At 41.1% G+C, this 6,410-nt stretch carries 7 protein-coding genes and 1 pseudogene; 7 read left to right on the top strand and 1 reads right to left on the bottom strand.

Translation table 11 applies throughout. The features are described from left to right. Positions 1-91: 91 nt before the first annotated feature. From ACFCYJ_RS08540 to mdh, 5 genes are read left to right on the top strand one after another with little or no spacing between them, the layout of a single operon-like run. On the top strand, positions 92-682 hold the full coding sequence (locus tag ACFCYJ_RS08540) for a phosphate propanoyltransferase (RefSeq protein ID WP_376073324.1): 591 nt from the start codon (positions 92-94) through the stop codon (positions 680-682). Between the two features lie 12 nt (positions 683-694). After that, positions 695-1,561, top strand: a complete 867-nt coding sequence (locus tag ACFCYJ_RS08535) for a phosphate propanoyltransferase (RefSeq protein WP_376073322.1) — start codon at positions 695-697, stop codon at positions 1,559-1,561. A gap of 34 nt (positions 1,562-1,595) precedes the next feature. Then, a complete protein-coding gene (locus tag ACFCYJ_RS08530; protein WP_376073319.1) occupies positions 1,596-1,880 on the top strand; it encodes a EutN/CcmL family microcompartment protein in 285 nt (94 codons plus the stop codon). Further along, positions 1,873-2,232, top strand: a complete 360-nt coding sequence (locus ACFCYJ_RS08525) for a BMC domain-containing protein (RefSeq protein ID WP_376073316.1) — start codon at positions 1,873-1,875, stop codon at positions 2,230-2,232. Before ACFCYJ_RS08530 ends, ACFCYJ_RS08525 begins: the two co-directional genes overlap by 8 nt. Then, on the top strand, positions 2,232-3,176 hold the full coding sequence (mdh, locus tag ACFCYJ_RS08520; RefSeq protein ID WP_376073313.1) for a malate dehydrogenase: 945 nt from the start codon (positions 2,232-2,234) through the stop codon (positions 3,174-3,176). The genes ACFCYJ_RS08525 and mdh overlap by 1 nt, the downstream gene beginning before the upstream one ends. A gap of 419 nt (positions 3,177-3,595) precedes the next feature. On the opposite strand, the pseudogene ACFCYJ_RS08515 reads toward mdh, so the two are convergent. After that, a pseudogene (locus ACFCYJ_RS08515) lies at positions 3,596-4,363 on the bottom strand (aminoglycoside adenylyltransferase family protein). Between the two features lie 144 nt (positions 4,364-4,507). Between ACFCYJ_RS08515 and ACFCYJ_RS08510 the strand changes: the two are divergent. Both ACFCYJ_RS08510 and ACFCYJ_RS08505 read left to right on the top strand, forming a co-directional pair. Beyond that, the gene (locus tag ACFCYJ_RS08510; RefSeq protein WP_376073310.1) at positions 4,508-4,975 is read left to right on the top strand and encodes a DinB family protein; all 468 of its coding nucleotides are present in this window, start codon (positions 4,508-4,510) and stop codon (positions 4,973-4,975) included. A 216-nt stretch (positions 4,976-5,191) separates the two neighbouring features. Continuing rightward, complete coding sequence (locus tag ACFCYJ_RS08505; protein ID WP_376073307.1) at positions 5,192-6,385, top strand: winged helix-turn-helix domain-containing protein; 1,194 nt, start codon at positions 5,192-5,194, stop codon at positions 6,383-6,385. Positions 6,386-6,410: the final 25 nt, after the last annotated feature.

Raw genomic sequence — 6,410 nt, 5'->3', positions numbered from 1 at the left:
GACGGAAAGAATCACTGGAGCGACAGAAGGAATCTCCGAAGTGAAGGATGGAAGTCAAAGCGACTAGCTAAAAGATATAGAGGTGGCTAACTTGAATACAGCGACAAAAACATTTCCTGTGGCCATTTCAGCTCGTCATATACATGTCAGTGAAGAGGATTTACAGGCACTTTTTGGTCCGAATGCAGCACTAACGAAGGATTTTGATCTTTCGCAGCCAGGACAGTTTGCAGCCAAGGAGCGTGTCTCTATTGAGGGACCAAAAGGTGTTCTTCACAATGTACGTGTATTAGGTCCTGTAAGAGCGGCAACACAGGTGGAAATTAGTCGAACAGATGCAATGAAATTAGGATTAACCCCTCCTTTGAGACAATCGGGTGATATCGAAAGTTCAGCTGGCATCAAATTAAATAATCAAGAAAAAGAAATAATCATTAAGCAGGGAGTCATTATTGCACAGGCACATATTCATATGACGGAAGAAGATGCGATGGCATTGGACGTTCAAAATAATGAATTAGTATCTGTTGAAGTAGATAGTGAACGACCTGTGACATTTCGTGGGGTAGTAGTTCGTGTATCGAATGATTTTAGTTTAGAGATGCATATCGATACTGATGAAGCGAATGCAGGCTTTATTGAACAGCAAGCTCAAGGGAAAATGATCAGATCATTGACATAAGGAGGAGGTTAGATGCAGGAAAATTTAGTTCAAAAAATCGTCGAAGAAGTATTGCAACAAGTTTTAAAAAATCAGCCTACCTCTCAACATGACGGTAAAATCCCTGTTGGTGTATCAGCACGACATGTCCATCTGGCTCAAGCGGAAGTAGAGCAGCTTTTTGGTGAGAACTATCAATTAACACCTAAGTTTGAGCTTTCGCAGCCAGGACAGTTTGCTGCTGAGGAAACAATTGTTATTGCTGGTCCAAAGGGTTCCATTGAGCGAGTGCGCATTTTAGGCCCAGCTCGTTCATTATCCCAAGTGGAAATTAGCTGGACAGACGCGATGAAATTAGGGGTTAAACCACCACTAAGAATTTCAGGAGATATTAAAGGCTCTAGCCCCGTTACACTTATTGGTCCAAAGGGCAGTGTGGTGCTAAATGAGGGACTCATTATTGCACAAGCACATATTCATATGTCACCAGCTGACAGTGCTCGGTTCCAAGTAGTGGACGGACAATCGGTACAAATTAAAGTACAAGGTTTAAGACCGATTATTTTATCAAATGTAACGATTCGCGTTTCAGAGCGTTATCGATTGGAGATGCATATCGATACAGATGAGGCAAATGCCGGTTTAATCCAGCAAGGTGCATTTGCGGAAATTGTCAATGCTCAAGCTAAGGGACAAATGAATGTTCAAGAACTTTCGCCAGTCGTAAGTCAGGCTGAAAAATCATTAAGCTATCAATTTGATAAGAAACTACTTTCGCAAGTAGAAGTGCTTGAAATAGAGGCGCAGGAAATTGTTGTTCCTAAAAAAACAATCGTGACAGCATTGGCTTATGACAAAATACGAGAGTTGAATAAGACGTTAACAATTCGCTCTGAGTAATTATAGTCCATATGGGATAAAGAGGGTGAAGTTCATGCAGATCGGAAGAGTGATAGGTAGTGTATGGGCAACGCGCAAAGAAGAAGGGTTGAATGGCTTGAAATTATTAATTATTCAACCAATCGATTCCAATCAACAGCCGGTTCGTACAGAAATTGTAGCTGCTGACCGTATCGGGGCAGGAATTGGAGATGATGTGCTCATAACAAGTGGTGGATCATCCCGCTATATTATGAAAGAAAATCCGTTGCCTATCGATGCGGTCGTTATTGGTATTATTGATTCTACGGAAGTGATGCGAGGTGAGGATAATGAGTAGTGCAATTGGAATGATTGAGACGAAAGGATTAGTTGGTTCTTATGAGGCAGCAGACGCGATGATAAAGGCGGCAGATGTGACCATCGTAAAACAAGAATTTGTTGATGGTGGCATCGTTACTGTAGTAGTTAAAGGTGATGTTGGTTCAGTTCAAGCAGCTGTAGATGCTGGAAAAGAGGCGGCTAAGCGCGTTGGAGAACTATTAGGCGCTCACGTAATTCCACGGCCTGATGAAGATGTTTTTCAAATGATTAAAGGACCAGAAGCACCGAAGAAAAAGCCAACAGCAACATCAACGCGTGCTAAAAAAACGACGGAAACAGCAGCTACAGAAAATCGAGGTGAGGTATAATGGCATTTCGAAAAAGTAAAATTGCTGTAATCGGTGCTGGTCATACTGGCGCAACTTTAAGCTTATTTTTGGCACAAAAAGAGCTTGGAGATGTTGTGCTGTTAGATATTCCAGAAGTGGAGAATCCAACAAAAGGAAAGGCGCTGGATTTATTACAAACAGGACCAATCGAAAGGTTTAATGTTTCTATAAAAGGAACGAGTAATTATGAGGATATAGCAGGAGCAAATATTGTCATTATCACAGCAGGTATTCCTCGTAAACCGGGCATGAGTCGGGATGACTTAGTGGCGACGAACGCAAAAATTATTCAACAAGTATCTAGACAAATAAAACATTATGCGCCAAACAGCATAGTCCTAGTACTAAGCAATCCAGTTGATGCCATGACTTATGTTTGCTATAAGGAAACAGGATTTCCGAAAAATCGAATCATTGGTCAATCTGGTGTGTTAGATACAGCACGTTTTAATACATTTGTAGCACAAGAGCTTCAAATTGCAACGGAGGATGTGTCAGGATTTGTCTTAGGTGGGCATGGCGACGAAATGGTCCCTTTAATTCGATATTCCTATGCTGGAGGGATCCCATTAGAGAAACTGATTCCTCAAGACAGACTGCAGCAAATTGTAGAACGTACACGTAAAGGTGGCGGAGAAATTGTTGGTTTATTAGGCAAGGGTAGTGCTTATTATGCGCCAGCTGCTGCCTGTGCACAAATGGTCGAGATCATCATGAAAGATCAACGCAAAATAATTCCTTCTATTGCCCTATTAGAAGGAGAGTACGGTTACCACGAATTATTTTTAGGGGTGCCGACAATATTAGGCGGCAATGGAATTGAATCAGTTATCGAATTGCACCTTACAAATGAAGAAAAAACGGCACTCGATCAATCGGCAGAGGCTGTCAAACAAGTATTAACAATTTGTCAAAATGTTTAACTAGAGAATCAGATGCTTTGCAGCAATAAGATATGTAGGATCCCCAACTATATATCTATTGTTATAACCTTTAGCTCTTAAAAATGCTTGATTGGAAACCGAACATTGCACTTGAAAGCTAGTCAAAATTCCCCCTTATTTATATAGAATAAGAAGCTCTCTTTGATCGCAAAAACGACGAGGAGAGCTTCTTTGGTATATACAACTCAGATTGAGCAATTTAAGAGAGGGTGAATGTTTAGACACACCTGCTGAAAATGTGGTTTGGAATAAAGTTTGATTAAAAAGAATCCGTTTTGAAAAAAAGATTGATCAAAGGATTCTTTCTTTGTAAAGTATTGTATAATTTTTATAAAAAGTTTGATTATTTTCTACTGTTGACCTTCAACAAACGCGCTCTTAAACGGAATAAAATTCAGTTAAGTGATAAAACAAGATTCTATAGAATTTTTCATATGATTAACGAGTGCTGTCACTTCGGAGTCCAGTCCTTTCCACTTATCAACATACTCTCCTCGATATGCTTTTCTGGCTAAGTTGAGTAATGTCGAATATTCTTTGGGCAGCTGAGGTAAAGCCCATTCTGCAGCCACATCTTTTAGAGAAATTTCATCAATAGACACTGTCTGCCACATTCGAGCCAGGGTTAAAATTACATTACGCTCATCACCTTTGATACCCTCAATCAACCCAGGTAAAGACTCCTTAATCACTCTGGGGTCAAGTATATCTGAAGCATCAGGACCAAATAGAGAAATACTCTTCTTTCTCACTTGTGCTAAAACAAAAGCTAAATCAGGGTCCATAGGTTGGCTCCTAGATTTGTCCTTTCTCAGAATCACTCCTGAGCCACTCACCATAGGTAAATTTATTTCTTGGTAGATATCGCCAAGGTACAACATCGCTATGGTTTATAATAGTGACTTCAAGTGGTCTCACAGAATCTGCATTTTCTATCTTTCCAGATATAAGCATTAGTCTATCTGTTAGTTTTTTTCGAGTTACTTCAGGAAATCTATAATTCACGACCACTAGGACCTCTACATCACTATTAATGCGTAAGCCACCATTTACTGCAGAACCAAATAGATATACCCCGACAATCGAACTTCCAAGCAACTCCTCTACGATTTTTAATGCTTACATCGCTTGTTTTTTGGTATTTTTTCGTTACTCAAATCGCTCATCTCCCTAACCTTTTTGATGGTATTCTCAAGTTTAGCAGATACAGATGTTTTTTTGTACACACTCTTTAATAGGAACGTGTGTTTGCATTTTTCCTTTATGTTTCGTATAATAAAATAGAAGTGAATGATAGAGGAGGAGTTTGGATGTATCGACAAGTGGATGATTTTTTAAAGGAATGGGTAGTAGCTGTGGAAGGGACATTGCAAGTATTACAAGCCGTAACAGATGACAAATTAGGACAAAGTATTTTGGAAGGGCATAGTACACTTGGTTGGTTAGGCTGGCATTTAGTAGAAACAACAGGTTATTTTAGTCATTTAGCAGGTTTAACTGTACCAATGATTGGTCAAGATGAACCAGTTCCAGCGACAGCAAGAGAAATTATAGCAGCTTACGAAAAAGCAGCAGAGGCGGTCAAGGAAGAGGTAGCCAAGCTATCAGATGTGGACTTGCTAACAGAAACAGGCATTGCGAGTGTTGCAACAAATGGTGCATTATTACGTTTCTTAATTGACCACCAAACACATCACCGTGGCCAAATGATGGTGCTATTACGTCAAGCAGGCTTACCAGTACCACCTGTGATGGGCCCAACAAAAGAAATGCAATAACGAAAAGATGCCCTCCTGGGTAGTCTTACTTAAAGTTAGAGTTATTATTATGCGGCTGATTGGTTGGTTTGAGTTCGGTATTGCACTGGACTCGAGCCAGCCAATAATAAGTCCAAGAAACAACCCAGCAAGGACGTGAACAAATTTCCCTTCTCTTTTCCCCTCCATCCCCTAATGTAATATAATAAGAAAACTAAACTAGAGGTAGGTGCGTACATGATCCAATTAACAAACCGCCAGGCACGGCAATTTCTGTTGTTGAAACACGGACTTTTGGACGAATATAAATTTAGCGGGAAGCAGGGCATATTGGACTTTGCTCGGCAGGTTGGCTGTATTCAATACGACCCCATCGATGTTTGCGGAAAAAACGCCGAATTAGTGTTACAGTCGCGAATCAAAGGATTTACTAAGGGAATGCTCGCTGATTTGCTGTATGAGGATAGAAGCCTTGTCGATTATCCCGACAAGAACCTGGCCATTATCCCTGTCGAGGACTGGCCGTATTTTGAGCGATACAGGCAGGCTGCCCGACAACATGCCGAACGCTATCCCGAAATGGAAGCGTTGACAGCGCAAGTACGGGCTCATATCCAAAATCACGGTGCACTAAGTTCGGATGATTTAAAGTTGGATGGAGATTTCTCTTGGCAATCGGCCATCCACTGGAGCAGTGGAAACAATTCATCTCGATCAGTGCTGGAACAGATGTATTCGACGGGTGAGTTGATTATCCATCATAAAAAAGGAACGCGTAAATATTACGATATAGCCAAGAAGTACATACAGCCAAATCTGCTGAGTGCATCAGAGCCGCTGGAAGATGAGCTTGAGCATCATAAGTGGCGGGTACTACGTCGAATCGGCTCGGTTGGACTCTTATGGAATCGTGCGTCAGATGCATGGTTGAATATATGGGGGATGAAAGCAGCACAGCGCAAAGAGGTTTTCCGCCAGCTATTACACGAAGCTCGCATTGTTGCTGTTGCCGTGGAGCAAATGAAGGATATGCTGTACTGCCTCGCGGATGATTTACCGCTTATTGAAGCCGTTCTGCAAAATCAGGAGCCGAAATTGCGTTGCGAGCTTATTGCTCCGCTAGATAATTTCGTATGGGACAGAAAACTTATCAACGAATTGTTTGACTTTGATTACACCTGGGAGATTTACACCCCTGCAATCAAACGAAAATTCGGCTATTATGTGCTGCCTCTATTATATGGAGAGAGCTTCATTGGACGAGCCGAGATTATCGCGGAGAGAAAAACTGGAACACTCGTTGTTAAAAACGTCTGGTACGAGAACGGTGTGAAGCAAACAACACAATTGCGAACAGCTTTAAACAGTTGTTTCCAAAAATTTGCGACATTCAACGGGTGTGAGACAATTTCGGCAGAGTCTATGAACTGATATTTCCTGTATTTGTATAGAGATA

This window comes from Lysinibacillus sp. NPDC056232 (genome assembly GCF_042267565.1).
Lineage (GTDB): Bacteria > Bacillota > Bacilli > Bacillales_A > Planococcaceae > Lysinibacillus.
The sequence above is the reverse complement of the archived record's forward strand: the minus strand, read 5'-3'. Positions and strand labels throughout refer to the sequence as shown.

What these genes read in the sequence shown, in the direction of transcription:
- mdh (WP_376073313.1), top strand. Translation starts at nt 2,232, where the DNA reads ATGGCATTTCGAAAAAGTAAAATTGCTGTAATCGGTGCTGGTCATACT.
- ACFCYJ_RS08510 (WP_376073310.1), top strand. Translation starts at nt 4,508, where the DNA reads ATGTATCGACAAGTGGATGATTTTTTAAAGGAATGGGTAGTAGCTGTG.
- ACFCYJ_RS08535 (WP_376073322.1), top strand. Translation starts at nt 695, where the DNA reads ATGCAGGAAAATTTAGTTCAAAAAATCGTCGAAGAAGTATTGCAACAA.
- ACFCYJ_RS08525 (WP_376073316.1), top strand. Translation starts at nt 1,873, where the DNA reads ATGAGTAGTGCAATTGGAATGATTGAGACGAAAGGATTAGTTGGTTCT.
- ACFCYJ_RS08505 (WP_376073307.1), top strand. Translation starts at nt 5,192, where the DNA reads ATGATCCAATTAACAAACCGCCAGGCACGGCAATTTCTGTTGTTGAAA.
- ACFCYJ_RS08530 (WP_376073319.1), top strand. Translation starts at nt 1,596, where the DNA reads ATGCAGATCGGAAGAGTGATAGGTAGTGTATGGGCAACGCGCAAAGAA.